Source organism: Geomicrobium halophilum, assembly GCF_014207655.1.
Classification (GTDB): Bacteria; Bacillota; Bacilli; order Bacillales; family Marinococcaceae; genus Geomicrobium; species Geomicrobium halophilum.
Genome location: NZ_JACHHJ010000003.1, coordinates 90,875 through 114,207, shown reverse-complemented (window position 1 = coordinate 114,207; position 23,333 = coordinate 90,875). Strand labels below are relative to the sequence as shown.

Below are 23,333 nucleotides of genomic sequence, written 5' to 3'. Positions count from 1 at the left end.
AATGTTAAAAATAGCCAATCAAACGTTTCAATCCCGCTTATTATTAGGAACGGGAACTTTTCCAAGTGTAGAAATTCAGCGGGAAGCCGTTAAGGCGTCGGAAACCGACATTTTGACGTTTGCGGTTTCGCAGATGAATGTCGATAATGACGACGATGACCTTGTCTCGCAGCTTAATCCTGATTCTTTTTCCCTGCTTCCGAATACTGCCGGAGCCAAAACGGCAGAGGAAGCAGTACGGATTGCGAAACTCGCTCGTGCATCAGGATTAAGTGACATGGTCAAGGTGGAGGTGATCGGTGATGACCAAACCCTTCTTCCCGATGCAGTGGAAACCGTCCGCGCGACTGAAATGCTCCTCGAGGACGATTTTATTGCCCTACCATATATCGCCGATGACCCCGTGCTGGCGAGAAAGCTTGAAGAAATGGGTGCTCATGCCGTCATGCCAGGAGCAGCTCCGATCGGGACTGGACGTGGCATCCTGAACCCCCTTCACTTATCATACATTGTGGAGCAGGCCAATGTGCCTGTAATTGTAGACGCCGGAATTGGTGCACCGTCCCATGCAGCCTTGGCCATGGAGATGGGCGCGGATGCCGTTTTATTAAATCGCGCTGTTTCTCAAGCGAATGACCCGGTAAAAATGGCAGAAGCAATGAAACTGGCGATTCGGGCAGGACGTTTAAGTTATGAAGCTGGCCGCATCCCGGAGAAACGCTTTGCAAAAGCGAGCAGCCCCCAGGATGGGATCCCCTTCCATGGTTAATCGTTATGATCGCCAAACCCGTTTTCATCCGATTGGAATAAAAGGTCAGGAACGGCTTCGCTCCGCGCATGTGCTGCTCGTCGGTTGCGGAGCGCTAGGGACGCCTATGGCCGACACGCTTGTGCGGGCAGGTGTAGGGAAATTGACAATTATTGATCGTGATTACGTCGAGCGCCATAACTTGCAGCGACAACAACTTTTTACAGAAGAAGATGCCGAGCAGAAAGTGTCCAAAGCTAGGGCCGCTGCTCGTCAGCTGGAGAAAGTAAATAAGGACGTAGAATTGGATGTCTACGTCCGAGATTTCCAGGCGGAAGATGCCAAAAATTTTGTTCCTGGAGTCGATCTACTCCTGGATGGTACAGATAATTTTGAAGTCCGTTTGTTATTGAACGATGCTGCTTACCGGTACGGCATTCCTTGGATTTACGGAGGCGTAATCGGCAGTTACGGCTTATCCCTTACTTTTACGCTGGGGGAAGGGCCTTGCTTGCGCTGTTTGAGCCCGTACTTATCTCTCGATGAGACGTGTGATACAGACGGCGTCATTGCGCCTGCTTCCCAAATGGTTGCAGCCATGCAAAGTGCTGAAGCGTTAAAAATTTTAAGTGGCAGCCAGTCGCATGTCTCTCATCATTTGCGTTCTTTTGACCTATGGGAAAATGAGACAACGTCAGTCGATGTCATGCGTCTTAAATCTGATGAGTGCCCAACATGTGGTGTAACTCCTTCTTACCCAGCACTGCAGACGAAGGATGAGCAGGGGAAGCAAATACGTGTATTATGCGGCGGCGATACCGTACACGTTCGTCCGCGAGAAAGGCAAGAAGTTCAATTGGACAAGTTGCAAAGCGTGCAAGATCCAAGTCTTTCTTTCTTTCGCTTGCATGAAGATGCAGCCACCTTCGATTATGATGGCTGCCGTATTGTGCTATTTAAAGACGGTCGAGCGCTTTTACATGGAACCGATCAATCGGAACATGCAGAGAAGGTTTATGAACAGGTATTAGCGTTAATTCCATCATAAAAAAGAAGATACGATATAAAGGCGGACGCATATCATTATTGTCGACAATGCGTTCGTCTTTCGTTTTAGCTTGCAGGGCTCATTTACCCATGATAAATGCGTTTTCCGTTCAAGTTTAATCCACTGAAAATTATCGGTCTTTCCCTGCCTTTTCTGATATAACAAGGCCGAGTACGGCTCCAACGGTAGCGCCAATACCAATGCCTAATGCCAGGTGACCTATGATTATACCGACGATTAAGCCTGCACCGGCGCCAATATTCAGCCAAACTACCCCGCTTTTACTCATCCCAAAACTCCTTACTCCTTACGCTTCTCTATTTCCTGTGTAACAATCATCGCTAGTTCGTTATTCCCGAATAGTGATAAGACACCAAGCAACGTTTGATCTTCAACCTCACCTGCTTCTTCTTTGGGTACGGTTAACTCTAATGTCTTCTCGAGTTCAGCGTTCATGGCCTGGTCAGGATACGCGCGTTTGTAAAGTTCATGTGGATCTAAATCTTGGTTGACGCACCATTGGGCAAAAACGAGGATCATCATATTCTCATCTTGCTGGTATTGGTCAATCACTTGTTTTTCAATATCTTCGTGGCCCATCTGGAGATTGCTCCCTTCCGTTGCTATGTCTCTATTTATTGTAACATGCATAAAGACGTCCGTTTGGCTAATCTGATTGCTGTGAGCTTCTTCGGATGCGGGGATAGCTTTAGTTCGAAGGGTTTTGGAGAGAGCGTCTTCCCTATGATGAGCCCAATCCGCAAGGCTCTTTTTGCAAAACCGTTGTGCTGAGGGTTATTAAATCCGAGTATTTTTATCAAATGGAAGGGTAGAACAGAAGACCTCGAAGCAAGCTAATGGCATGTGGAGGTGTTTGATGTGCAAGCAGATGTCATGATTGTCGGCGGAGGGATCGCGGGTTTACAGGCCGCGATTCAGCTGGGGCGTTACGACCGAAAAGTGATGGTCATTGATGAGGGAGGTGGGCGTTCTACATTATGCCAGCGATACCGCAACTTGCTCGGCTGGCCGGAAGGTGTCAGCGGGAAGGATTTACGAGAAATAGGAAGGCAGCAGGCAAAAACCTATAATGTCCATTTTATCGATAAAAAAGTCATTCAGATCGTTAAAGAAGCGGTAGGGTTTAAGGCACAAACGATGGACGGGGAAACCTATCAAGGAAATAAGCTTCTCCTTGCTACTGGTGTCACCGATGCTAACCCTTTTCCGGAGCTAGAACCTTGCTTTGGGATGAGCGTCTATATTTGTCCTGATTGTGATGGTTACGAAGTAAAAGAGAAGAACACACTCATATTAGGTTCTGGGAGTGCAGGTGCCCGTATGGCCCTTGAATTGGCCCACTGGACCGACCAGCTGACGTATGTTAATCACGGGGATCAACAAATGACGAGTGATGAAAAAAAGAAACTTGAGAACGCACACATTCGTTATTATGAGGGAGAAGTTGAACGTGTCAACGTAGAAGGAGACCAATTTATCGGGGTTTCAATCGTCGAGGGCAAAGTGCTGCGTGCAGAAAAAGCTTTTATCGCATTTGCCGGAAATGTTGTTCATTCGGAATTAGGAAAACAAATCGGGGTGGAGCGTTTGGAAAATCATCATGTTCTCTCCCATTATCGGACCAAAATGACAAACATAGAAGATGTTTGGGCGGCTGGAGATATTGGTGTTCACCCCGAACAAGTAGCTATTGCTATGGGCGAAGGCACACAAGCCGCTGTCTGGATACAGAAGTCACTTTTAAAAGATGAGGTTCATAAAGTCCAGGAAAAATAACTGTCCTTATACACATAGGTATAAACGAGCCGCTATCAACGCGGCTCATTTGCATGCAGGTGGTCTTTGAATTCTTCAAATGTAGGAACGTTTCTGGTATCAAAAGAGAGTGTAAGCTCGATTACTTTCAGCATGAGTTCCTGTCTGAGGTCATCACGTTCCTGCGGTGTTGTTTGTAATAGACATTTTCTTACCTTAGGTTCAAATTTTTCTGCTAACAAAGCTAATTTTTGCCGATCCCCGGCTTGAGCTTCTTTTATATAGTCTTGGACATCAGCTACTTCTACCATTTAATCTCCCTCCTTTTCTAACATTGAACGCAAACGTTTAAGGGCGTGTAAGTGTGTTCGCGAAACAGCTTGTTGACTAATGTTTAACAAACGAGCAATTTCACTGTTTTTCCTTCCGTTGCCGTAATGTTCAATGATGATCGTTCGTTGTCGTGAAGTTAATCGCAGTAATGCTTTTGTCAAGGTAATGTCAGAACTCCAACTGCTTAGATCGTTCGTTTCGGCAACGAACTCCAGGTTTACCTTTTCGTCATTTCGGCTCAGAGAAAATTCATCAAGTAACGGGTTTCCAGTTGTGCCATCTTCCCAGGGTTTATCCAATAAAATCTGCTTTTGATCAAGGTTTCGGCGTTTTCGGTCATAATTGATGGAGGTCCAGTGTAAAGTTTTAGACAAATACTGCGTGAACTGGACATTTGCATAATGACTTTTGAAAGCTTCGTTCAAATCTTCAATGGTTTGCAGGCTGGGAGAACAAATGGCATGTACAAAAATCCGATAGTAATGGGGATCTTTAAGAAAACCTTGAAAAATACGGTGTTCAAGTATTTGCGGGTGATCGTCTAAGAAAGCCTGCATACATGAACACTCATCTTTTAGTTGTTCAATCATCATCAGTATCCTCCCCTCTGTACCTCAGAAAGAAAAATCCAGGTAGGCATCATCAACATAATTCGAACATTTGTTCTTATATTTTAAATGTAACAAAGAGGAAATGCAACCTGATGGTTTCCACAAAAAACTATTGACACTTCTTGAAATATATGATTTAATAGTAAAAATAACACTTTGGATAGCGCGGGCGGATAAGATATTCCTTTATTTATCGATTATTAAAAAGATAATAAATAAATATGCGAAAAGTCATGTATCATTTGTGAAATCACATCTTGAATCATGGAAGGAAAGGGATGCTCATAGGCTATATATAGACAGATTGGAAGGTGAAAAAATGAATAGTACACGGATGTTTTGGATTTTGAGCACATTGGTTGTCTCAATATTCTTTTTGTTTTACGGGATTATAACATCGACTGAAATTACAGGTATGATTGCGCAGGTACTCGGATTTTGTGGAATTGTTTTTAGTTGTTTATATAGTTTACTGATTAATCATCGCGGACGAACAAAAAAATATAGTGAAGAAGAAAAACTTCAATCTTAAATAAGAAAAAGGTCCCTAATAAAGAAAGGGGCCTTTTTCTTATTTAATGCGTCATGTTTCCAGATGGCATTTGGTTTTGCATACCAGCATTTTGTTGGTAACTTTGCTGAAGGGTTTGCACGGGTGCAGGTTCCAGCGTGTACCAGCCTTTTTGAAACATGGTGTTGAATAACTCACGTAAGCATTGATGGGACTCATTGCAGACCATTGAAATATCTTGGTACAAGCTATTATGACTAGCCTCGTTCATGGCTGTCCCATAAGACGTTGTCATGTATTTTTCGGTAGACAATAGATCGGTGATAAAATCTTTATCATTCATTTCTTTTGTTTCAGGTACAGTGGTTTTCGGGTTTTGAATGTTTTGGCTTTGAATAACGCTCATCTCCTAATCATTTAATGCTGTTGTTGCAGATGGGAAAGAAATGTTTGAAAATGTCTTTCGTGCATTTGTGCTACACGTTCACAAGCCTGCTTTATATCGTTGTCCGTACACTGTGCAGCGTAGAAATTGGCTTTTTTAGCAGCTGTTAAATTCCAATTCAACATATCGGTAAGATACAGTTGATCTTTTGTTGAAATCACCGGAGGCGGCTCTTTCATTATTCCCTTTTCTCCGGTTTGACCGGGTTGTTGTTGCATATCCAAACTCCATTCCTCCTTTGAATTTTTTTTATCCCGTTTTTTAGAATGACCGAGTTTCTCGTAAAGTATGTATGACACAATTTTTAGAAATGAAGTGTTGCCAAGTTGCGGATAATCTTATATAGTAGAGGGAGACAGTATTTTCGCATTATTGTAACGAAATAAAGTATGTAGAAAAATGCTTTATCGTTTTATTGCGATCTTATAATGAATGAACGTTCATTCAAAAAGGAGGCCAACGATGAAAAAGGATATTCAACGGGCAGCGGTACTCGGTTCAGGAGTGATGGGATCAGGGATTGCTGCTCATCTTGCAAACATAGGGATTCCCGTACTGCTCCTTGATATTGTTCCGAATGAATTAACCGATGAAGAAAAAGCAAAAGGACTGACATTAGACGATCGTGCGGTTCGTAATCGGCTAGCCGCAAACAATAAAAAACAGCTTTTTAAACAAAATCCAGCCCCGCTGGCTTCGAAGAAGAACGCCCGCGAAATTGAGGTTGGGAATTTGGAAGATGACATTGAACGTTTGGCGGAGGTTGATTGGATCATCGAAGTTGTCGTTGAGAAATTAGAAGTGAAACAGAAATTATTTGAAAAAGTTGAACAGTATCACAAGCCTGGAACGATTGTATCATCGAACACATCAGGGATATCGGTCAATGCGATGGTTGAAGGAAGAGGTGATGAATTCCGGCGTCATTTTATGGGCACACACTTTTTTAACCCACCCCGCTATCTTCACCTTTTAGAAATCATTCCGACGGAGGATACAGACGAGGAAGTCTTGTCAAACATGAAAGCGTTTGCTGAGGATGTTCTCGGAAAAGGTGTCGTTGAGGCAAAAGATACCCCGAACTTTATCGGCAACCGAATAGGTACTTATGGACTTCTTGTTAGTGTACAGAAGATGAAAGAACAAGGATTAACGATTACTGAAGTAGACTCCATTACAGGCACACTCATTGGTCGTCCAAAGAGCGCCACTTTCCGAACGTTGGATGTTGTGGGGCTGGACACTTTCCTGCATGTAGCGCGTAATGTTTACGATCAAGTTGAAGGGAAAGAAAAAGAGATTTTCGACCCTCCTCAGTTTTTAAAAGATATGGGTGAGAAAGGCTGGGTCGGCAGCAAGGCTGGGCAAGGTTTCTATCTGAAAAAAGGAAAAGGGGATCAAAAACAAATCCTTGAATTAAACCCGGAAACGTTTGAGTATCAGCAAGGCCAGTCATTAAAAGCCCCATCTGTTCAAGCGGCAGGTCAAGCTAAGGGGAAAGCGGCGAAGATTCAGGCACTGGCTTACGCGGATGACAAAGCAGGAACTTTCATCTGGGAAACGTTGAAAGCGACCCTTCTGTATTCAGCAAAGAAAAGCGATGAAATTGCCAATGACATTGCCGCGATTGATAATGCGATGAAATGGGGATTTGGCTGGGAGCTTGGTCCATTTGAAGTTTGGGATGCCCTTGGAGTCGAACGTTCCGTCAAACGAATGGAAGCAGAAGGTGAAGACGTCCCGGCGTGGGTGAAGGATATGCTCGAAAGCGGCCATGAAACTTTCTATACAGAAACGGGAGCCTTTTATCATCGGGGTTCATATCAAAAACCTGATGCTAATATAAAAGAAATTAACGTTCCTGATCTTTTGAAAGGGGATAATGTCATTAAGAAAAACGCTGGCGCAGCGTTAACGGATCTTGGTGATGGTGTAGCGGCACTTACATTTACATCACCCAATAATTCCATTGGCATTGATGTCATTCAGATGGTTTCGAGCGCGATTGATGAGGTTGAGGAGAATTATAAAGGGCTTGTCATCGCAAATAAAGGGAAAAATTTCTGTGTCGGTGCGAACCTAATGATGATGCTCATGGAAGCCCAGGACGATGCGTTTGACGAAATCGACATGGTTATTCGTCGATTTCAAGGAATGACATCACGTATTCGTTACAGCAAAAAGCCTATTGTCACAGCGCCATTTCAAATGACTCTCGGGGGAGGAGCAGAAATCTGTTTACCTTCCGCAAGCATTCAAGCATCGGCAGAGACCTACATGGGACTCGTAGAAACGGGCGTTGGACTTGTGCCGGGTGGCGGCGGTAATAAAGAGTTGTATATTCGTGAGCTTGAAAAAATGCCGGAGGATGTAGATGTAGATTTACAGCCGTTAGCCAATAGCGTGTTTGAAAAAATCGCGATGGCAAAAGTGGGGACCTCCGCACAAGAATCCAAAGAGAATGGGTTTATGAGTGATCGCGACGATATTATAGCCAACAGCAAGCATATTGTTTGGAATGCCAAACAAAAAGTGCAAGAGCTCCATGAAAAAGGCTATCAACCCCCCATTCGTAAACCGATTCCCGTCGTTGGAGAAACCGGTTATGCGACGATGCTTCTTGGTGCCAAATCTCTGCGTGTCGGAGAACAAATTAGCGATCATGATTTGAAAATCGCAGGCAAGATCGCCTTCTTACTGGCAGGGGGGCGTGTACCGAAAGGAACGGAAGTCGACGAAGATTACTTGCTCGACCTTGAACGGGAAGCGTTTCTAAGCTTGATTGCAGAGCCAAAAACGCAAATGCGTATGCAACACATGCTTAAAAACGGTAAGCCTCTGCGTAACTAAGGATGATGACACCGAATGAATATGTATTTTATAAGATTTCATGACTAGGAGGGGAAGCTGTTGAAAGAAGCGGTCATTGTATCGGGAGCAAGGACGCCCGTTGGAAAAGCAAAAAAGGGGACGCTTGCGAATATGCGCCCGGATGATTATGCAGCGACGACGATCAAGGAAACGTTAAAACGTGCGGGGGATTACGATGCTTCTGACATTGATGATGTTGTCATCGGGTGTGCCATGCCGGAAGCAGAACAAGGGATGAATATGGCGCGCAATATCTCTGCCCTGGCGGAATTGCCTTACAACGTCCCCGCAGCGACGATTAACCGTTATTGCGCTTCAGGTTTGCAAAGCATTGGCTATGTGGCTGAACGTATTATGCTCGGTCATTCGAAAGCAGCAATTGCCGGCGGTGCAGAATCGATGAGCTTGATTCCAATGGGCGGCCATGTCATTGCCCCTAACGCGAAACTTGTGGAAGATGCACCAGAGTATTACATGCAGATGGGACATACGGCTGAGCAAGTGGCCCGTGAGTTCGAAGTTAGCCGTGAAGACCAGGATGCCTTTGCTGCAGAGAGTCATAAACGGGCAGCTGCGGCCATTGAAGCTGGGCGCTTTGAAGATGAAATCGTACCTGTAGAAGTAACGCAACGAACGGTTGATAAAAATAATAAACTTCAAGAGAAAAAGGTTCGTTTTTCCCAGGATGAAGGGGTGCGTCCAGATACGTCAGTCGAGAAATTAAGCACGTTACGTCCGGCCTTTAACCCGCGGGGAAGTGTCACAGCAGGAAATGCATCACAGACGAGTGATGGTGCTGCATCCGTGCTTGTCATGGACAGGGAGAAGGCGGAAGTAGAGGGATTACAGCCGCTCGCGAAATTCCGCGGAATGGCAGTTGCAGGTGTACGTCCTGAAGTAATGGGCATTGGCCCGGTAGAAGCGATTCCGAAAGTGCTTGATATTGTCGGTCTCAGTAAAGAGGATATTGGGCTCTTTGAATTAAATGAAGCTTTTGCTTCGCAGTCCTTGCAAGTTATTCGTTCGTTAGAGCTTGATCAAGACAAGGTGAATGTGAACGGAGGCGCGATTGCGCTTGGGCACCCGCTAGGCTGCACAGGTACGAAGCTCACGCTTTCATTGATTCATGAGATGAAACGAAGAAATGAGCAGTTCGGGATCGTCACCATGTGCATTGGCGGAGGCATGGGAGCTGCAGGAGTATTTGAATTACTATAAAAAAGGGGAGATCACAATGGCAGAAACAATGAAAACGAGCATTAAAGGCGGCGGATTTTTACTAGAGGAAGTTGAAGCTTCAGATGTTTTTACACCGGAAGAATTCACAGAAGAGCATCGTATGATTGCAAAAACGACAGAGGACTTCGTTCACGGCGAAGTTGTTCCGGTGATTGATCGTATAGAGAATCACGAGTTTGATGTCTCTCGTGAGCTTTTGACAAAAGCAGGGGAGCTCGGTTTGCTTGGTTCTGATATCCCAGAGAAATATGAAGGGTTGAGCCTTGATAAAATCAGTTCCACTCTCATCACTGAGAAGTTCTCCCCAGCTGGAGGTTTTTCCTTAAGTCACGGTGCCCATGTTGGTATTGGTACATTACCAATTGTATTTTTCGGAAATGAAGAGCAAAAGAAAAAGTATCTTCCTGATCTTGCCAGTGGGAGGAAGATCGCGGCTTATGCCTTGACAGAACCAAGTTCAGGCTCGGATGCCCTTGGTGCAAAAACGACAGCCGTATTAAACGACGAGGGTACTCATTACATTTTAAATGGGGAAAAACAGTGGATTACAAACTCTGCTTTTGCTGATGTGTTTGTTGTTTACGCACAAATCGATGGCGAGAAGTTCACAGCGTTCATTGTTGAACGTGAATACGACGGAGTTTCTACAGGGCCAGAAGAGAAGAAAATGGGGATTAAAGGGTCATCAACGCGTACACTTTTGCTTGAAGACGTAAAAGTACCGAAAGAACATGTCCTTGGAGAAATCGGCCGTGGGCATATTATCGCTTTTAACATCCTGAACATTGGCCGTTACAAACTTGGTGTGGGATGTCTCGGCGGCAGCAAGCGCGCGATCGAATTAGCCGCCAGCTATGCGACGGAACGAAAGCAGTTCAATACGCCAATTGCCCGTTTCACGACGATTCAAGAGAAGCTTGGTTCGATGGCTGCAAAAACGTATGCACTTGAAAGTTCCATTTATCGCACGGGCGGTTTGTTCGAGGAGCAGCTTGGCGGCTTAACCGAAGAGGAACAAGAAGATGGCTCCAAAATAGCAAAGGGGATTGCTGAATACGCGATCGAATGTTCATTGAATAAAGTGTATGGCTCAGAAACGCTTGACTTCTGTACAGATGAAGCTGTCCAAATCTATGGTGGTTACGGATTCATGGCTGAGTATGAAGTGGAGCGCGCATATCGTGACTCCCGCATCAATCGAATTTTTGAAGGAACCAATGAAATCAATCGCTTGCTTGTACCGGGTACGTTAATCCGTAAAACGATGAAGGGTGAGCTTCCTTTCCTCGATAAAGCCAATGGCCTGCAAGAAGAACTGATGTCATTCATGCCGGAAGAACCGGGCGACGAGCCGCTCGCGAAGGAAAAATATCTACTCGAGAATGCAAAGAAAATTTTCCTCATGGGTACTGGCAGTGCTATGCAGAAGTATGGAGAGAAGATCGAAGATGAGCAAGAGCTTCTCTTAAACACCGCGGATATTGTAAGCGAGATTTACAATATGGAAGCGGCTATAGCAAGAACGGAAAAAGCGATTGGGCAACATGGTGTAGAAAAAGAAGCGATGAAGCTTCTCCTCACTCAAGTGATCTGTGAAGAAGGATTGCAAAATATTGAAGCGGATGCAAAAGAATCTCTGATTCACATGGAGGAAGGGGATAACCTTCGTACGATGCTCTCCATGCTAAGAAAACTCACACGCCGCACTCCGGTCAATGTGATTGCTGCTAAACGAGATATCGCAGAAAGAATCATTGATAAGAAGAAATACGAAGTCTAAATCGAGAGTTGTGAACCCGTGCTGTAGATACGGCACGGGTTGTTGAAGGTTATATGAAAATCCCAAGCCAAATCGCTGTTACGACGGCAAGTAAGAGCAACATTTTTTCAATAGCGGATACTTGTTCATGGTCTTCGGTCTTCATTTTTGCCACGAGGAAAATGGCAACGCCCACGATAAAAAGAACACCTATTGCTGCCCACATTCGATCCATACCTAACCACAGGGTAGATAAGCCGATGAGTGAAAGATATAACAGGGCTGGAAAGCGAGCAATACCTAATTTTTCAGCTGACCAAACGACGCTGGTTTGTTTTTTAGGAGAGGCTTGTTGATCTGCCTTGATATCGGGGATATGATGAACCATCACCCATGCCATGCAAAAGAGTGCGTTAATCGTGGCGTTTTGCAGTGCCCATTCGGGAATATGACCAAGGGCAAGCCAGGCACCGGCTATGCCAAGGAAAAAAAGAGCAGGAAATAGGCTGAACCAATCCCCGGCAAATGGGCGGTAACTGAATTGTAAGGGCGAGAGTGAATAGGAAGCCGCTCCCCATACTCCTATGAGCAATAAAATGGAAATCCTAGGGAAACCAAACACTGCTAATAAGAAGGAAGCTATGATTAGTGTGATAACAAGCCATTTCCCCATTTTCCGCATCGTTTCAAAGGATATATGTCCTGTTTGAATGACACGGCTGCCCCCTGACAAGATTGCTGGGCTAATCAGTCCCTGATTGGTAATCAATGTAATCATTTAAGATATGAGTGAGTACTCCATGAATTAAAAAAGCTCCAACAATCAGAAGTAAAAAAAGAGGGAGCAAATCTTCAGCCGAGAAAGGGTAAAATATAACTAAAGGGAGCATGGTAGAAATAATGGTAGCAATACTAGAAGATACAACCGCTATAGAGCGTATCAAAAGCCAGCTTGCGTAAAAAGTGGATTGTAACTGGGTGATCATGTTATAAAATTCCCTTCTATGTATGTGTTCAAAAAGGAGGGTTTCTTTTTCGAGGATATGATTTTCATACGTGAGGAGCGAAGAAGCAAGACGACACAGAGATAGGAAAACGATTTTTCCCGGACTTTTTGAACAACCTCTTCTAAAAAGTTCATACATTGCCATTACCCATACGAGAATTTTTTGAAACAACAAATGATTCTTGATGATCGCGAGCACATATGGTCTGTAAATGTTAAAATGAGATCGTACGAATACCTATTGTGCAAAGGGGGGAGACATAGGCCGTGATTACCGTTTTTAGTTATCCGCCATGTGGAACGTGTCAAAAAGCAAAAAAATGGCTTGATGCCCATGAAGTTCCCTACGAAGAGCGTCATATTGTAAATGAACCACCAACAAAAGAGGAATTACAACGATTAAAAACGAATAGTGGATTAGAGTGGCGGAAATTCTTTAATACGAGCGGAAAAAAATACCGTGAACTAGGCCTGAAGGATAAGATTCCGGACGCCGATGAAGATACCATCATTGATTGGTTAACATCAGATGGTATGCTGATTAAACGTCCGATCGTAACCGATGGTCATAAAGTGACAGTTGGGTTCAAGGAGTCTGATTTCCTTGAGAACTGGCAAAAATAAGGATAATCTATACTTAGGAGGCAGATAAGCATGGCTTCACCAAAAGAGTTGAAATACTCCGAAGAACACGAATGGGTAAAAGAAGAAGGCGATAAGGTGCGAATTGGTATAACCACTTTTGCACAATCCGAACTCGGCGACATTGTTTTCGTTGAGCTTCCTGAAGTGGGGGATGAGCTCGAAGTTAATGAACCCTTTGGAAGTGTTGAATCTGTTAAAACAGTATCCGAACTTTACGCCCCGGTGAGCGGTAAAGTCGTAGAAGTTAATGAGGAACTTGACGATTCCCCGGAATTCGTCAATGAATCTCCATATGAAAAAGCATGGATGGTGGTCGTCGAGCCTTCGAATAGGGATGAACTCGACAATTTGATGTCCGCAGAAGAGTATGACAAATTGACTGATGAAGTTTAAAGGATGAGCTGCTCCCTAAGGGGCGGCTTTTATTATTCTGGCTTTATTCGGAAAAGGAATATGGCTAGCAGCGGGTAAATGATTGCAGGGATAAGTCCAACAAGTTTTGGCTGTTTATAGCGGCGTAAAAACGATCGTGATAAAGAGATTGTGAGTGTATAGAATATTATATTCACAAGGTTGTATAAGCTTTTATCCAGTTCATTTTCCTTGATGCAGTTTGGGGAATGATTGCGCTCTCCTTCAGCTTCTTGCGGGAACGGGTGCGATATGGAATTGTTTCCTTACAGTAATTGCAATGAAATCCAGCTATAAACCCACACCTCGACAATCTCTATGGTGATCATCTTTATAAACGATCAAACCTTTAGACGTAAATGCCGTGAAAACCCTGGTTGTTGACAGGACATATGGTGAGTGCTACAATACATTGCGTAAACTGAAAAATTCTTATCTGGAGAGGCGGAGGGACTGGCCCTGTGAAGCCCGGCAACCGGTAACAATGTTACAAAGGTGCCAATTCCTGCAAGGTGTTAAAAACCTTGATAGATGAGACAGAAGAATGTACTGGTTACCTTTCTGCTCATCGATAGCGAAAGGTTTATTTTTTGGTTAAACTTTAGTGAATAGGGAAGAATAATAGGTTTTAAAAGAAAGGGGGTTGTGTTGTTGATCCACCTCAGTAACGTCTCGAAAACTTTTCAATTAAAGGGTCAGTCGCTTGATGCGGTTAAAGATGTTGATCTTCATATTGAAAAGGGGGAAATATTCGGGGTCGTTGGATACAGCGGGGCAGGAAAAAGTACCCTTGTTCGCCTCCTGAATTTATTGGAAAAGCCTACGAACGGTACGGTAAAAATCGCAGACTATGAAATGCTAAAACTCTCGAACCGTGAGTTAAAACGTGCAAGACAGGAAATCAGCATGATTTTCCAACACTTCAATTTATTGTGGTCACGGACCGTTCGGGAAAACATAGCCTTCCCGCTTGAGATCGCTGGAGTTTCGAAAGCCGAGCGATACGAGAAAGTTGCGGAATTAGCTAAACTCGTAGGATTAGAAGGGCGCGAGGATTCTTACCCTTCACAATTAAGCGGCGGACAAAAACAGCGGGTCGGGATCGCCCGTGCCCTTGCAAACGAGCCGAAAGTTCTTTTATGTGATGAGGCTACGTCAGCACTTGATCCAAAAACAACCAACGCGATTCTAGACTTGCTGCATGATATCAATCAGAGACTTGGACTTACGATTGTTTTAATTACACATGAAATGAATGTTATCCAGAAAATCTGTTCACGTGTAGCAGTCATGGAAGACGGAAGTGTTGTTGAGCAGGGTAATGTGCTTGAGGTATTTAGACATCCTCAAGAAGAGATCACAAAATCATTCGTTAAGCAATTGACAGACCCGGAAGACTCCAACCAAGCCATTGAAGAGCAACTTGAACAAGAAAAGGGAACCGTTGTCCGACTCACATTCTTTGGTGATGATGCAGAAAAACCGGTGGTCTCTGAATTGATTCGTGCTTGTAATGTGACAGTAAATATTTTGCAGGGGAATATTGCGAACACACAAGATGGAAGCTACGGCTCTCTTTTCGTTTCGATTGAAGGAGATGCAGCACAACTGAACGAAGCGATTGAGTTCCTGCAAGATCACCAAGTGGAAGCAGAGGTGATCTCCCGTGCTTGAAAACGTTGATTGGGACAACATGTTGGGAGCTACCTGGGAAACGCTTTATATGAGCGGTGTTGCGATCTTTTTTACCTTTTTCTTTGGGATCGCTCTAGGACTTATTCTTTTCTTATCTTCTAAAGGCCAGCTTTGGGAAAACAAGGTAGTCAACAGCATTACCTCGGCGTTTGTGAATATTTTTCGTTCTGTCCCGTTCATTATATTAATTATCCTGTTGATTCCATTTACGACTGCGATTCTTGGCACTATGCTTGGCCCTAACGCAGCATTACCAGCACTTATAATAGGCTCATCCCCGTTTTATGCACGACTGGTGGAGATAGGCTTACGGGAAGTGGATAAAGGTGTGGTTGAAGCTGCCAGATCCATGGGGGCTAACCAAGGACATATTATTTTCAAAGTGTTGCTTCCTGAATCGATGCCGGCGCTCGTTTCTGGGATTACAGTTACAGGAATACTCCTTGTTAGCTTTACAGCGATGGCCGGTGTTATTGGCGCAGGGGGCTTAGGGGATCTCGCGTTTCGAGATGGCTTCCAAAGAAACAGTCCAGATGTAACCTTGGTGGCTACAGTCATTACATTGGTGATCGTCTTTATTCTCCAGGGAATAGGGGACGTTCTTACACGTAACATTGATAAAAGATAGGAGAGATATTCAATGAAAAAATTTACTAAGCTTATTGCCTTAGGAACTTTGACAACTGCACTCGTTGCTTGTGGTACTGACGATGGTGAGGATGTAAATGACGAAGGGGCAGCTGATGAGAATGGAGAAGAAGCTGCGGATGATGAAGAAGCCGCCGATGATGGAGAGCCTACTGAATTGGTAGTAGGGGCGACAAACGTTCCACACGCGGAAATTCTCGAAGAAGCAGAAGATCTTCTAGAAGAAGAAGGCATTGATCTACAAATTGAGACATTTAATGATTACATCTTGCCCAACCAAGCACTCAATGAAGGTGAATTAGACGCTAATTATTTCCAGCACATTCCGTTTTTAGAGGATCAAATGGAAGAATTTGACGAATATGACATTGTAGATGTTGGCGGCATTCATATTGAACCGATTGGAGTATATAGCCAAGATCACGATAGCCTGGATGAATTGCCGGAAGGAGCAACCATCCTTATGAGTGACTCCGTGGCGGATCATGGCCGAGTCTTGAACATGTTTGCCGATGAAGGATTGATTGAATTGGCCGAAGGAGCCGGGATTGAAGCGACCATTGAGGACATTGAAGATAATCCAAATGACTTCCAGTTAGAACCGCAGTATGAAGCAGCCATTTTACCGCAAGCCTATGAAAATAATGAAGGGGACGCGGTTTTGATTAATTCCAACTTTGCAATCGATCACGGCTTGAGTCCATTTGAAGATGCAATTGAATCAGAATCTGCAGATGAAGATAATCCGTATGTAAACGTGATTGCGGTAAACAGTGAAGATGAAGATGATGAAGACATCGCTACACTCGTGGAAGTTCTCCAATCTGATGAAATTCAAGACTTTATCGAAGAAGAATATGAGGGAGCAGTCGTCCCTGTAAATGAATAATTCAGGTGCAAGTGATTTGACCCCTTCTAAGGTGGTGATACCTTAGAAGGGGTTTTGCGTTATTTTACGTTCTGTGAAGAGTTTTCAATAACATTGCAACCTCCGCATAGACATGAATGTGCGAGAGGTTGCGGCATTTTATTTTAGAGAGTGTTCAAAAAGTCTGGGGAAGCTTCCTCGAAAAAGAAAATCACGTTTTCTTTGTGCGAAGGAATACTCATGAAGCAGCCAGTTGGCGCTTCGCTCCTCGGAAAAGAAGAAACCCACTTTTTTGTCGTTAGAAGTGAATGCTTTCGGGTGCAATCAGGATCTCGAGACGGGCTTCCTTGCACTCCAGAGCATAAGAAAATCTAGGCTCGCCATCTGGTGATAAGCTAATTTTTTCTAAAACTTCTCGGCTCTTTTTCCCCCTTTTTGAACACGTACTTTTTAGAGTTTTTTTAAGGAGAGTTGTATGAAAACAACGTTACGGAGCACGGATTGGCCTGTACTAATCATTAGTGGAGGCCTGCTCCTATTTTTTGTAGTAGCCGCGATGATCAGCGTAGAGTTTGTATCAGAGTACGTTGATCGTACATTTCGTTTAGCGATCGATTACTTTGGTGCATATTGGCAAGTATTACTCCTGCTCATGCTTGGGGTATCCTTTTATTTGGCAGTCTCAAAATATGGCAGCGTTCGGTTAGGCAACACGAACAAGATCGAGATGAGTATGTTTCGGTGGGTTTCGGTGATTTGTATTTCATTACTCGGCGCTGGAGGGGTATTCTGGGCAGCGGCCGAGCCGATGTATTATTTTCTCGAAGTGCCGCCTGTTCATAACGGTATTGAAGACGGATCAAGAGAAGCGATTATCCCTGCATTGGCCCAAAGTTATGTCAGTTGGGGGATGGCTGCTTGGGCTTCCCTTGGGACAACGGGTGCAATTGTCATGATGTATGCTGTTTATCACAAGGGGATGCCGATGAAGCCCCGATCGTTATTGTACCCGTTATTCGGGGAAAAAATTGCAAATCATAAATTCGGAACGTTCATTGATGCCTTTTGTATCATTTCTGTTGCGGCAGGGACCATTGGACCTATCGGTATATTAGGGCTGCAAGTCAGTTATGGGATGAATTCAATTTTTGGGACTGCGGATATATTCCCTGTTCAACTTGGAGTCATTGGTTTTTTGCTATTGATCGTAACCATTTCAGCATTAACCGGGATTCATAAAGGGATCCAATGGTTGAGTAAGTATAATATTATCATTGTTTTTGTGCTTGCCATCATTTTATTACTCTTTGGCCCTGGAGCTTTTATTATTGATAGTTTCGTGTCATCGTTTGGGTATCAATTGAATCATTATTTAACGTTGAACACCTATCGAGGCGATAACGATTGGCTTGGAGCCTGGATGTTGTTTTTCTTTGCCTGGTTTATTGGATTTTCACCAATGATGATCATGCTGATCGCTAGAATTTCTAAAGGTCGAACCATTCGGGAATTGATTGTTGCAGTCGCGGTGATTTCCCCCTTAGTGACGAATTTTTGGTTTACTGTTGTTGGCGGGTCAGGGATTTTTTATGAAATAAACAATGAAGGGGTCATTTCAGAGCCATTGCTAGAGGGAGGACTTCCGGCAGCGATCATCGCGGTTGCAGGGGAAATGCCACTCGGCGTCATGATGCCGGTTTTATTTCTTATACTTGCAACGTTATTTGTGGTCACTACCGCTGATTCGATGACGTATTCCATTTCCATGAGTATGACAGGGGAAGGGAATCCGCCCAAAATCATTCGCGTATTCTGGGCGTTTACAATGGCAGCTGTGGCAGCCATCCTTGTTTTCATCGGAGAAGGAAGTATAGATGCGCTGCAGTCATTTATTGTGGTGACGGCTGTACCGGTATCACTGTTGATATTGCCTTCTCTATGGCACGCCCCGAAAATCGCTAGGAAACTGGCGCGAGCACAAGGAATTATACGATTGCGAGAGGATTAAATTGAGGCGAGAGGGTGTTACCCTTTCGCTTAGTTCTTTTTGAAAATACCCTCCGATGCTGAAGAATCCGATCTGGGCGTTTTTCCTCCTGCTTGACCACGCGTATAAATCATGCATTTTCTCCATAAATACAGCCATACTACAGATGCAGGATAGTTGTTAGGAAAAGGAGATGAATGAATGTCTCAGAATGATGCTTTTATAGAAGAAGCTTTGCAAGAATACGAGGATGGTATGGGGTATTTCAGTGAACAATTACCAAAAGTGGCACGTAAGTATCATGCATTTACAGATGCATGTTTTGCACAGGGGGAAATCTCGAAGAAGAACAAGCAGCTGATTGCTCTTGGTATTAGCTTAAGTACGAATGAGGAATATTGTATTATTGATCATACGAAAGGCTGCTTGGATGAAGGGTGCAGTGAAGCGGAAATTATGGAAGCAGTTGCTGTAAGTGCTGCTTTTGGCGGGGGTGCAGCTTTAAGCCAGGCGGTAACGATCGTTCGTGATACCATTGAAACCTTTGATTCAGCTACATCATCCTAGGCCGTTTGTTGAAATTTTGTGCCCATTATAATCTTTAAATATACGTCTGACTCCCTTATGGTCAGGCGTTTCTTAATATATCGTTTCCATTTTTTTATTTTCAACGGATTATCGTTTGAAACATCGGATAAAAAAGTTCATAATGAGAAGAAGCTAAAAATTAAAAGTCCCTAATACCTGATATTGAGGGAGGCTTTAGAAAAGGATACAACGAGTGATAATACACCCCACTTGAATGAAGATTGAATTTGTTTTAAACTAATAATGATGATAGATTGAGAATTATTCGTAGCAATCTACGTTGACATAATCGTAAATGGAGGTTTTAGTATGGCTGGTTCAACGTTGAAAATTAAGGATCTGCACGTTGAAATTGAAGGCACCGAAATCATTAAAGGGTTTGACTTGGAAATTAACGGAGGCGAAATCCATGCCATCATGGGGCCAAACGGTACAGGTAAATCAACCCTTGCGTCTGCAATTATGGGCCATCCAAAATTTGAAATCACTCAAGGAAGTGTAGAGCTCGACGGTGAAGACGTCCTTGAAATGGAAGTGGACGAGCGAGCGCGTGCAGGTATGTTCCTCGCGATGCAATATCCAAGTGAAGTTACCGGCGTAACAACTTCCGACTTCTTGAGAACATCGATTAATGCCCGTCGTGAAGAAGGCGATGAAATCTCCTTGATGAAGTTTATCAAAAAGATGGATAGCCAAATGAATACGCTTGATATGGATGAAGCTTTCTCTACACGCTATTTAAACGAAGGCTTCTCTGGCGGTGAGAAGAAGCGTAATGAAATCCTGCAATTGCTTATGTTGGAACCAAAAATCGCGATTTTAGATGAAGTGGACTCCGGTCTTGATATCGACGCATTGAAAGTTGTATCCAAAGGGGTTAACAGCATGCGTTCCGATGACTTTGGCTGCTTAATTATTACACACTATCAGCGTTTGCTTAACTATATCGAGCCAGATTACGTACATGTAATCATGCAGGGGCGCATTGTTAAATCTGGAGATGCATCGCTTGCACAGCGTCTTGAAAACGAAGGCTACGACTGGATCAAAGAAGAACTAGGCATTGAAGATGAGCGCGTAGGGCAAAATCAAGAAGCGTAAGAGTCGGAGGTGAAAAGACAATGGCTGTTGAAACCAAATGGGTATTTGATCGTGAAACAGTAAAACAATGGTCTGAAAAAAGAGGCGAGCCATCCTGGCTTGTAGATAAAAGGTTAGCGGCACTTACAGAGGTAGGTAATCTGCCAATGCCGGACCCTGATAAAACGAGCTTGAAAAGGTGGAAGTTTACCACCTTTGAAAAGATCGAAGCGGAGGAACCGGAGAGTCAACGTTTTTCCGATCTTCCAAGCGAAGTGACTCGTCTTGCTGATGAGGAAAGTGAAATTCAAAATCTTATTGTTCAACGAGACGGGAAAACGGCATTCCATAAAGTTGATCAAGAACTTGAAGATAAAGGTGTTATTTTTACAGATATCGCAACTGCAGTCAGCGAGCATAGTGATCTTGTTCAGAAATACTTGATGAGCGATGCGGTTCAGACAAATGAAAACCAGCTAACAGCATTGCATACAGCCTTATTAAACGGTGGGGTTTTCATTTATGTACCGAAGAACGTTGAATTAAAGACACCGATTCAAACCATCTTCTGGCAGGATGATGTAAAGACCGGTCTCTTTAACCACGTATTAATGGTCACTGAAGCGAATAGCCGTCTCACCTATTTAGAAAACTATGTTTCCTTCACCGAAGAGGAAGCGAATCTTAACGTTGTTACTGAGGTATACGGCGGACAAGGTTCAGAAATTAAATATGGTGCGGTGGATAATCTCGAAAGCGGCGTAACGTCTTATGTTGTCCGGCGTGCTACTATGGCTAAGGATGCACGTATCGAATGGGCTCTTGGGCAAATGAACGAAGGTCATACGATTTCTGAAAATACCACTTACCTGATGGGTGATGGTTCATACGGAGATACAAAAACAGTTCATATCGGCCGAGGAATTCAAGTACAAAACTTCACAAGCGATGTTGTTGCTTATGGAAAACGAACCGAAGGATATATCCTGACCCACGGTGTCATGAAAGACAGTGCAACTTCCATTTTCAACGGAATCAATAAGATTGAAAAAGGCGGTACGAATTCCCATAGTGAACAGACAGGACGCGTTCTTATGTTGTCACCAAAAGCGCGCGGGGATGCCAATCCAATTCTTCTCATCGACGAGGATGAAGTAACAGCAGGTCACGCTGCATCCGTTGGTAAAATCGATCCTGTTCAAATGTTCTATATGAGAAGCCGCGGGCTTACCCAGGCGGAAGCTGAACGTTTAATCATCCATGGCTTCTTGGAACCTGTCGTCGGTGTATTGCCGATTGAAGCTGTTAAAACAAGGCTTTCTGAAGTAATCGAAAGGAAAGTTTATTAATGTTAGATGTGCGTAAAGTGCGTGAGCAGTTTCCGATTCTACACCAGGAAGTGAATGGTGCACCTCTCGTTTATCTGGATAACGCGGCAACATCACAGAAGCCGCTTCAAGTTACCGAAGCGCTTGAAGATTACTATCGTCGTTACAATTCAAACGTACATCGGGGCGTGCATACCCTAAGCAATGTGGCAACCGATGCTTATGAAGGTGCTCGTGATAAAGTACAATCCTTTATCAACGCCGGCAAAAGAGAAGAAATTGTATTTACGCGCGGCACGACAACAGCGATTAATACCGTTGCAGCCAGTTTTGGGCGTGCTAATGTACAGGAGGGCGATGAGATCGTCCTCACCCCGATGGAACATCACAGCAATTTAATTCCATGGCAACAGTTAGCGAAAGCTACTGGAGCGGTTCTCAAGTACATTCCACTGCAACCGGACGGCACGGTTTCTGTGGAATCCGCCCGTTCTACAATTAGCGAACGGACGAAGATTGTAACGATGGTGCATGTCTCTAACGTCTTTGGTACGATGAACCCAGTAAAGGAAGTCGCACAAATTGCTCATGAAAATGGCGCTGTAATGGTTGTGGATGGAGCGCAGAGTACTCCCCATAAGAAAGTGGATGTTCAAGATCTCAATTGCGATTTTTTTGCATTCTCTGCTCACAAAATGTGTGGACCCACTGGGATAGGCGTTTTGTATGGGAAGAAGCGCTTGCTGGAAGACATGGAACCCTTTGAATTCGGGGGAGAAATGATTGACGAGGTCGGCCTTTATGATGCAACATGGAAGGAAGTTCCCTATAAATTTGAAGGGGGAACTCCAATCATCGCTGGTGCCATTGGATTAAATGCAGCTATTGATTTCCTAAATGAAATTGGATTAGATGATATAAAAACGCATGAACAACAGTTGGCTAAGTATGCGATGGATGAATTGGCCAGCTATGATGATATTGAAGTATACGGTCCTCCGGCTGATGAACGGGCAGGTATTGTAACATTCAATATTCATGATGTTCACCCACATGATACAGCAACGGTTCTCGATACGAAAGGCGTAGCCATTCGTGCAGGTCATCATTGTGCACGGCCCCTTATGAACTGGCTGGATGTTGCTGCTACAGCAAGAGCTAGTTTCTATCTATACAACACAGAAGAAGATGTAGACGCGTTCGTAGATGCGCTCGTAACGACAAAGGAGTATTTCGGCGATGTCTATGCAGAATAATCTTGATGCCCTCTATCGTCAAGTGATTATGGATCATTATAAGAACCCGCGTAATCGCGGGGAGATTATGAACGACGCGTTAACCATCAATATGAACAATCCCTCTTGCGGAGATAAAATTCAACTTCACATGAAAGTGGATAATGGTGTTGTTAGCGATGCAAAATTCACTGGTGAAGGGTGTTCCATCAGCCTTTCATCTGCGTCCATGATGACAGAGGCAGTGAGGGGAAAAAGTGTGGAAGAAGCCCTTGAACTCTCTGGTATTTTCTCTGACATGGTTCAAGGTGAAGATTATGATGATGAGAAATATGAACTAGGCGATATTGAGGCGTTACAAGGAGTTACAAAGTTTCCTGCTCGGATCAAATGTGCAACATTGGCCTGGAAAGCGATGGAGAAAGGCTTAGATCCTGAAAATGTTGACTGAGGAACAATCGATCGAAGGGTGTTATTTTACCCTGAGATAATAAAAGGAGG

The 23,333-nt window shown here is 43.9% G+C and carries 26 protein-coding genes and 1 riboswitch; of the genes, 18 read left to right on the top strand and 8 right to left on the bottom strand.

Annotated features, from left to right (window positions below; translation table 11 throughout):
• Position 1 precedes the first annotated feature (1 nt).
• A complete protein-coding gene (locus HNR44_RS11015; protein ID WP_184404324.1) occupies positions 2-769 on the top strand; it encodes a thiazole synthase in 768 nt (255 codons plus the stop codon).
• Entirely contained in the window at positions 762-1,796 is a 1,035-nt protein-coding gene (locus tag HNR44_RS11010) for a ThiF family adenylyltransferase (protein WP_184404323.1), read from the top strand. Before HNR44_RS11015 ends, HNR44_RS11010 begins: the two co-directional genes overlap by 8 nt.
• A gap of 130 nt (positions 1,797-1,926) precedes the next feature.
• Here HNR44_RS11010 and HNR44_RS11005 read toward each other — a convergent pair whose 3' ends face one another.
• Together HNR44_RS11005 and HNR44_RS11000 are read right to left on the bottom strand one after the other, a co-directional pair.
• Positions 1,927-2,085 (bottom strand): glycine zipper domain-containing protein, encoded by a 159-nt coding sequence (locus HNR44_RS11005; protein WP_184404322.1) that lies wholly within the window; start codon positions 2,083-2,085, stop codon positions 1,927-1,929.
• A gap of 11 nt (positions 2,086-2,096) precedes the next feature.
• The gene (locus HNR44_RS11000) at positions 2,097-2,396 is read right to left on the bottom strand and encodes a hypothetical protein (protein ID WP_184404321.1); all 300 of its coding nucleotides are present in this window, start codon (positions 2,394-2,396) and stop codon (positions 2,097-2,099) included.
• A 279-nt stretch (positions 2,397-2,675) separates the two neighbouring features.
• On the opposite strand from HNR44_RS11000, the gene HNR44_RS10995 reads away from it, so the two are divergent.
• On the top strand, positions 2,676-3,593 hold the full coding sequence (locus HNR44_RS10995) for an NAD(P)/FAD-dependent oxidoreductase (RefSeq protein WP_343069470.1): 918 nt from the start codon (positions 2,676-2,678) through the stop codon (positions 3,591-3,593).
• A 35-nt stretch (positions 3,594-3,628) separates the two neighbouring features.
• On the opposite strand, the gene HNR44_RS10990 is transcribed toward HNR44_RS10995, so the two are convergent.
• Together HNR44_RS10990 and HNR44_RS10985 are read right to left on the bottom strand one after the other, a co-directional pair.
• Positions 3,629-3,883 carry a helix-turn-helix domain-containing protein gene (locus tag HNR44_RS10990; protein WP_184404320.1) on the bottom strand — a complete coding sequence of 85 codons (255 nt, stop codon included), beginning with the start codon at positions 3,881-3,883 and terminating at the stop codon, positions 3,629-3,631.
• Positions 3,884-4,498, bottom strand: a complete 615-nt coding sequence (locus tag HNR44_RS10985) for an RNA polymerase sigma factor (protein WP_184404319.1) — start codon at positions 4,496-4,498, stop codon at positions 3,884-3,886.
• A gap of 100 nt (positions 4,499-4,598) precedes the next feature.
• Between HNR44_RS10985 and HNR44_RS10980 the strand changes: the two genes are divergently transcribed.
• Positions 4,599-5,048, top strand: coding sequence for a hypothetical protein (locus HNR44_RS10980; RefSeq protein ID WP_184404318.1), 450 nt, complete (start codon positions 4,599-4,601; stop codon positions 5,046-5,048).
• Positions 5,049-5,091: 43 nt separating this feature from the next.
• On the opposite strand, the gene HNR44_RS10975 is transcribed toward HNR44_RS10980, so the two are convergent.
• Both HNR44_RS10975 and HNR44_RS10970 read right to left on the bottom strand, forming a co-directional pair.
• Positions 5,092-5,433 carry a spore coat protein gene (locus HNR44_RS10975; RefSeq protein WP_184404317.1) on the bottom strand — a complete coding sequence of 114 codons (342 nt, stop codon included), beginning with the start codon at positions 5,431-5,433 and terminating at the stop codon, positions 5,092-5,094.
• Positions 5,434-5,444: 11 nt separating this feature from the next.
• On the bottom strand, positions 5,445-5,690 hold the full coding sequence (locus HNR44_RS10970) for a ferritin family protein (RefSeq protein WP_184404682.1): 246 nt from the start codon (positions 5,688-5,690) through the stop codon (positions 5,445-5,447).
• A gap of 244 nt (positions 5,691-5,934) precedes the next feature.
• On the opposite strand from HNR44_RS10970, the gene HNR44_RS10965 reads away from it, so the two are divergent.
• From HNR44_RS10965 to HNR44_RS10955, 3 genes are read left to right on the top strand one after another with little or no spacing between them, the layout of a single operon-like run.
• Positions 5,935-8,322, top strand: coding sequence for a 3-hydroxyacyl-CoA dehydrogenase/enoyl-CoA hydratase family protein (locus HNR44_RS10965; protein ID WP_184404316.1), 2,388 nt, complete (start codon positions 5,935-5,937; stop codon positions 8,320-8,322).
• A gap of 60 nt (positions 8,323-8,382) precedes the next feature.
• Positions 8,383-9,561: an acetyl-CoA C-acetyltransferase gene (locus tag HNR44_RS10960; RefSeq protein ID WP_184404315.1), complete on the top strand. Its 1,179-nt coding sequence runs from the start codon at positions 8,383-8,385 to the stop codon at positions 9,559-9,561.
• Between the two features lie 16 nt (positions 9,562-9,577).
• Positions 9,578-11,362 carry an acyl-CoA dehydrogenase family protein gene (locus tag HNR44_RS10955; protein ID WP_184404314.1) on the top strand — a complete coding sequence of 595 codons (1,785 nt, stop codon included), beginning with the start codon at positions 9,578-9,580 and terminating at the stop codon, positions 11,360-11,362.
• A gap of 49 nt (positions 11,363-11,411) precedes the next feature.
• Here HNR44_RS10955 and HNR44_RS10950 read toward each other — a convergent pair whose 3' ends face one another.
• On the bottom strand, positions 11,412-12,110 hold the full coding sequence (locus HNR44_RS10950; protein WP_246407347.1) for a prenyltransferase: 699 nt from the start codon (positions 12,108-12,110) through the stop codon (positions 11,412-11,414).
• A complete protein-coding gene (locus HNR44_RS17675) occupies positions 12,085-12,327 on the bottom strand; it encodes a hypothetical protein (RefSeq protein WP_246407345.1) in 243 nt (80 codons plus the stop codon). Before HNR44_RS17675 ends, HNR44_RS10950 begins: the two co-directional genes overlap by 26 nt.
• Before the next feature lie 287 nt (positions 12,328-12,614).
• Between HNR44_RS17675 and HNR44_RS10945 the strand changes: the two genes are divergently transcribed.
• The 11 genes from HNR44_RS10945 to sufU all read left to right on the top strand — a co-directional run bounded on the left by HNR44_RS10945 (position 12,615) and on the right by sufU (position 23,283).
• Entirely contained in the window at positions 12,615-12,971 is a 357-nt protein-coding gene (locus HNR44_RS10945) for a Spx/MgsR family RNA polymerase-binding regulatory protein (protein WP_184404313.1), read from the top strand.
• Between the two features lie 30 nt (positions 12,972-13,001).
• Positions 13,002-13,385, top strand: a complete 384-nt coding sequence (gcvH, locus tag HNR44_RS10940; RefSeq protein WP_184404312.1) for a glycine cleavage system protein GcvH — start codon at positions 13,002-13,004, stop codon at positions 13,383-13,385.
• A 447-nt stretch (positions 13,386-13,832) separates the two neighbouring features.
• Positions 13,833-13,941: riboswitch (SAM riboswitch) on the top strand.
• A 113-nt stretch (positions 13,942-14,054) separates the two neighbouring features.
• Complete coding sequence (locus tag HNR44_RS10935; RefSeq protein ID WP_184404311.1) at positions 14,055-15,077, top strand: methionine ABC transporter ATP-binding protein; 1,023 nt, start codon at positions 14,055-14,057, stop codon at positions 15,075-15,077.
• A gap of 19 nt (positions 15,078-15,096) precedes the next feature.
• Positions 15,097-15,726, top strand: a complete 630-nt coding sequence (locus HNR44_RS10930; protein ID WP_184404681.1) for a methionine ABC transporter permease — start codon at positions 15,097-15,099, stop codon at positions 15,724-15,726.
• Between the two features lie 12 nt (positions 15,727-15,738).
• Positions 15,739-16,635 (top strand): MetQ/NlpA family ABC transporter substrate-binding protein, encoded by an 897-nt coding sequence (locus tag HNR44_RS10925; RefSeq protein WP_184404310.1) that lies wholly within the window; start codon positions 15,739-15,741, stop codon positions 16,633-16,635.
• Between the two features lie 454 nt (positions 16,636-17,089).
• On the top strand, positions 17,090-18,622 hold the full coding sequence (locus HNR44_RS10920; protein ID WP_184404309.1) for a BCCT family transporter: 1,533 nt from the start codon (positions 17,090-17,092) through the stop codon (positions 18,620-18,622).
• A 180-nt stretch (positions 18,623-18,802) separates the two neighbouring features.
• Entirely contained in the window at positions 18,803-19,168 is a 366-nt protein-coding gene (locus HNR44_RS10915) for a carboxymuconolactone decarboxylase family protein (protein WP_184404308.1), read from the top strand.
• 330 nt (positions 19,169-19,498) lie between these two features.
• On the top strand, positions 19,499-20,290 hold the full coding sequence (gene sufC, locus HNR44_RS10910; RefSeq protein ID WP_184404307.1) for a Fe-S cluster assembly ATPase SufC: 792 nt from the start codon (positions 19,499-19,501) through the stop codon (positions 20,288-20,290).
• Positions 20,291-20,310: 20 nt separating this feature from the next.
• Positions 20,311-21,618 (top strand): Fe-S cluster assembly protein SufD, encoded by a 1,308-nt coding sequence (gene sufD / locus HNR44_RS10905; protein WP_184404306.1) that lies wholly within the window; start codon positions 20,311-20,313, stop codon positions 21,616-21,618.
• Positions 21,618-22,853 (top strand): cysteine desulfurase, encoded by a 1,236-nt coding sequence (locus HNR44_RS10900; RefSeq protein WP_184404305.1) that lies wholly within the window; start codon positions 21,618-21,620, stop codon positions 22,851-22,853. The genes sufD and HNR44_RS10900 overlap by 1 nt, the downstream gene beginning before the upstream one ends.
• Entirely contained in the window at positions 22,837-23,283 is a 447-nt protein-coding gene (gene sufU / locus HNR44_RS10895) for a Fe-S cluster assembly sulfur transfer protein SufU (RefSeq protein ID WP_184404304.1), read from the top strand. Before HNR44_RS10900 ends, sufU begins: the two co-directional genes overlap by 17 nt.
• Positions 23,284-23,333: the final 50 nt, after the last annotated feature.

What these genes read in the sequence shown, in the direction of transcription:
- HNR44_RS11015 (WP_184404324.1), top strand. Translation starts at nt 2, where the DNA reads ATGTTAAAAATAGCCAATCAAACGTTTCAATCCCGCTTATTATTAGGA.
- HNR44_RS11010 (WP_184404323.1), top strand. Translation starts at nt 762, where the DNA reads ATGGTTAATCGTTATGATCGCCAAACCCGTTTTCATCCGATTGGAATA.
- HNR44_RS11005 (WP_184404322.1), bottom strand. Translation starts at nt 2,085, where the DNA reads ATGAGTAAAAGCGGGGTAGTTTGGCTGAATATTGGCGCCGGTGCAGGC.
- HNR44_RS11000 (WP_184404321.1), bottom strand. Translation starts at nt 2,396, where the DNA reads ATGGGCCACGAAGATATTGAAAAACAAGTGATTGACCAATACCAGCAA.
- HNR44_RS10990 (WP_184404320.1), bottom strand. Translation starts at nt 3,883, where the DNA reads ATGGTAGAAGTAGCTGATGTCCAAGACTATATAAAAGAAGCTCAAGCC.
- HNR44_RS10985 (WP_184404319.1), bottom strand. Translation starts at nt 4,498, where the DNA reads ATGATGATTGAACAACTAAAAGATGAGTGTTCATGTATGCAGGCTTTC.
- HNR44_RS10980 (WP_184404318.1), top strand. Translation starts at nt 4,599, where the DNA reads ATGCAACCTGATGGTTTCCACAAAAAACTATTGACACTTCTTGAAATA.
- HNR44_RS10975 (WP_184404317.1), bottom strand. Translation starts at nt 5,433, where the DNA reads ATGAGCGTTATTCAAAGCCAAAACATTCAAAACCCGAAAACCACTGTA.
- HNR44_RS10970 (WP_184404682.1), bottom strand. Translation starts at nt 5,690, where the DNA reads ATGCAACAACAACCCGGTCAAACCGGAGAAAAGGGAATAATGAAAGAG.
- HNR44_RS10965 (WP_184404316.1), top strand. Translation starts at nt 5,935, where the DNA reads ATGAAAAAGGATATTCAACGGGCAGCGGTACTCGGTTCAGGAGTGATG.
- HNR44_RS10955 (WP_184404314.1), top strand. Translation starts at nt 9,578, where the DNA reads ATGGCAGAAACAATGAAAACGAGCATTAAAGGCGGCGGATTTTTACTA.
- HNR44_RS17675 (WP_246407345.1), bottom strand. Translation starts at nt 12,327, where the DNA reads ATGATCACCCAGTTACAATCCACTTTTTACGCAAGCTGGCTTTTGATA.
- gcvH (WP_184404312.1), top strand. Translation starts at nt 13,002, where the DNA reads ATGGCTTCACCAAAAGAGTTGAAATACTCCGAAGAACACGAATGGGTA.
- HNR44_RS10930 (WP_184404681.1), top strand. Translation starts at nt 15,097, where the DNA reads ATGTTGGGAGCTACCTGGGAAACGCTTTATATGAGCGGTGTTGCGATC.
- HNR44_RS10925 (WP_184404310.1), top strand. Translation starts at nt 15,739, where the DNA reads ATGAAAAAATTTACTAAGCTTATTGCCTTAGGAACTTTGACAACTGCA.
- HNR44_RS10920 (WP_184404309.1), top strand. Translation starts at nt 17,090, where the DNA reads ATGAAAACAACGTTACGGAGCACGGATTGGCCTGTACTAATCATTAGT.
- HNR44_RS10915 (WP_184404308.1), top strand. Translation starts at nt 18,803, where the DNA reads ATGTCTCAGAATGATGCTTTTATAGAAGAAGCTTTGCAAGAATACGAG.
- sufC (WP_184404307.1), top strand. Translation starts at nt 19,499, where the DNA reads ATGGCTGGTTCAACGTTGAAAATTAAGGATCTGCACGTTGAAATTGAA.
- sufD (WP_184404306.1), top strand. Translation starts at nt 20,311, where the DNA reads ATGGCTGTTGAAACCAAATGGGTATTTGATCGTGAAACAGTAAAACAA.
- HNR44_RS10900 (WP_184404305.1), top strand. Translation starts at nt 21,618, where the DNA reads ATGTTAGATGTGCGTAAAGTGCGTGAGCAGTTTCCGATTCTACACCAG.
- sufU (WP_184404304.1), top strand. Translation starts at nt 22,837, where the DNA reads ATGTCTATGCAGAATAATCTTGATGCCCTCTATCGTCAAGTGATTATG.